The 2,421-nt window shown below is 34.7% G+C and carries 4 protein-coding genes; 3 read left to right on the forward strand and 1 reads right to left on the reverse strand.

The features are described 5' to 3' along the window. On the forward strand, positions 1 to 546 hold a 546-nt coding region (locus HMPREF2572_RS15160; RefSeq protein WP_246827830.1), incomplete at its 5' end, for an RHS repeat-associated core domain-containing protein. A gap of 14 nt (positions 547 to 560) precedes the next feature. Next, positions 561 to 1,517 carry a pentapeptide repeat-containing protein gene (locus tag HMPREF2572_RS12790; RefSeq protein WP_070498967.1) on the forward strand — a complete coding sequence of 319 codons (957 nt, stop codon included), beginning with the start codon at positions 561 to 563 and terminating at the stop codon, positions 1,515 to 1,517. A gap of 52 nt (positions 1,518 to 1,569) precedes the next feature. On the opposite strand, the gene HMPREF2572_RS15295 is transcribed toward HMPREF2572_RS12790, so the two are convergent. Further along, positions 1,570 to 1,767 (reverse strand): hypothetical protein, encoded by a 198-nt coding sequence (locus tag HMPREF2572_RS15295; RefSeq protein WP_168161793.1) that lies wholly within the window; start codon positions 1,765 to 1,767, stop codon positions 1,570 to 1,572. Positions 1,768 to 1,834: 67 nt separating this feature from the next. Between HMPREF2572_RS15295 and HMPREF2572_RS12795 the strand changes: the two genes are divergently transcribed. Beyond that, a complete protein-coding gene (locus HMPREF2572_RS12795) occupies positions 1,835 to 2,245 on the forward strand; it encodes a hypothetical protein (protein ID WP_070498968.1) in 411 nt (136 codons plus the stop codon). Positions 2,246 to 2,421: the final 176 nt, after the last annotated feature.

The raw sequence follows: 2,421 nt of genomic DNA on the forward strand, positions 1-2,421 counted from the left end.
GGACTGCATTACAACTTCTTTAGGTATTACGAGCCAGATGCGGGTCGGTTTGTGAACCAGGATCCGATTGGGTTGGATGGTGGAGATAATTTTTATTTCTTTGCCCCTAACTCCAGTATGTGGTTAGATGTCCTTGGATTAGCAACATGCAAAGAGAAAGCTATTTGTAAAAAAATACGAAAACGTTTACAGAAAATTGCAAACGAACAAAATGCAAAATTATCAAAGAGACCTTTCCGAGGATTAACTCCACGACAGGTAAAGAATGTCAAAAAATCACACTTTGCCTATTTTATGCATTATGGAACTCAATTGGATACACAAGTTAAAAACGTAGTAAGAAATGATAAAATACTCAAAGAATTAGGTTTAAAAGTAACTCCAGGAGGAGGCAAAAAAATTCCTGATTTTACTGGTCCTAATAGTGCATGTAAGTGGTTTGACTTAACAACTAAAAAAGCTTGGGCGAAGCATATGAAAGATTACCAAAATATTTTTGGCGCCGGAAAGCTTATAAAATACACTCGCCCACCTCGAAATTTTTAATAAGGAAAATGTGGATGACCATTTCTAGAAAACTCAAAAACCGTTGGGACGTTTATCCCACATTGAAGGAAGTTCTTTCCTCTACCTATAATTTAAGCATATCTCCATTTGGTATAACAGAAACAGGATTGCAGGATTTTCGTGGCATCAAATTAATTGGTGATAAGGATGAATCTGTTTTTCTATCAGTTTCGTTAAAAGACTCCGATTTCTCTGGTTCATTATGGAATAGTTTCCAAATATCAGAACAGGAAGATAGTCAAGTAACTATTGAAAATGTAAAGTTTGATGGGAGTACATTCAAAAACGAGTATTTTTGTGATGAAATGTTTGGAAAGGGGGCGCATTTTATTTCATGCAGTTTTGCAAACTGTGTTTATAAAGGTGTTGATTTTGTTGGTGCTAAATTACAAGGATGCGATTTTTCTAATATAAAAAAAAATATACGATTAAATTTTATTTACTGTACGCTTATTGAAAACTGCAGATTCCAAGGAGAAATACATAAAGCTATGTTTGGAATATCTCCATTGAAAGACTGTGCTTTTAAAGGCAAACTGTACGATTGCATTTTCTATGGCGTTGATAAAACACCGAATAATGGTGGGATAGTACCCCCAGAGGAAGTTGATAACCGAATGGATACTATAGACTTTTCACAAGCAGAAGTAATCTCATGTTCATTCCGAGATTTTTGCTATTTAGACAAAGTCAAACCTTCACCACAGAATTGTCTTGTAAAAATAACTAATGAATTTTATCTAAAGCTGAAGGAACTCATAGAACAGGAACCCTTAGCAAAAGATAGGGAAGAATTGCTTCAATATACTTCACTTTTCTGTCAGCCTTCGCCCTCAATACCATACAACATTTATCATCCAGAATATTTTGAAAGTGATTCAGAATTAGGTCATAAATGGTATAACTTTATATGTTACTCAGCCGAAGAAACAAACTGTCGTATTAAATAGTAAGCTATATAGCTAGAATTTCGGCCCAACCAAACATCAAGGTCGTCTGAAATCAATTTTCAGACGACCTTGCCTGTACGCCGCCCTTAACTGCCCCGACTACAACGAAAATGGCCAACTCATAGCCCAGTACCAATGGAAAGTGCCATCTAAAAAGGAGAATGCCCAAAATGGCTTGTCCGAAAACAGACAGATCAACTGCCTGTATTACGGCAGCAGTCACCTGAACCAAATCTGCTTCGACACTCACAAATTTTTTGCCAAAAAAAAACTAACAAATATTATTTTTATAATTACGAAAGCATAGGAAGTGTTAAATGAAAAAAGTGAGCCATAAAATTAATGTAATAAAGCAAATAGAAAACACTGTTGATATAGTTGGTAATCATCCCAACCAAAATCCTGATAGAGTGTTTTTATATATTAATTATGATATACAAAGTTTTGAAGATTCATTTGATGAAATTTTTAGTATTCCTGAATTGGAATCGGAAGATTTTTGTTTGATTTCATCCAACTGTGAAATCACTTTACCTAATAGAGAAAAATTTTGTGGAATATCTTTCAAAAGTAACTCAAATAAAGAATTAATTCTTCAAAAGATTAAAAACCATTTTGAGAAAAAAGGATATCAATATGGGGTTATTAGAAACAATAATTTAATATTAAGTACAAAGAATGTAATTAATTTAGATGATTGTTCCGCTATCCTTTATGACTATGATTAATACTCAATGAACTTAGATAGCAAGCCGTAGCCTGCGTAGGCAGCTTGTATCTGGTACGCACGCAGCTTCTGCCTTTCAGACGACCTCAATCCTTTTTCGAGGTCGTCTGAACCATTTATTCTTTAACAATCTGAGCCAAAAGCACCTACGAATACGGCCAAGACGGTCTGCCGACC

It is taken from the genome of Neisseria sp. HMSC064E01, assembly GCF_001808875.1.
In the GTDB taxonomy this organism is placed as follows: Bacteria; Pseudomonadota; Gammaproteobacteria; order Burkholderiales; family Neisseriaceae; genus Neisseria; species Neisseria sicca_A.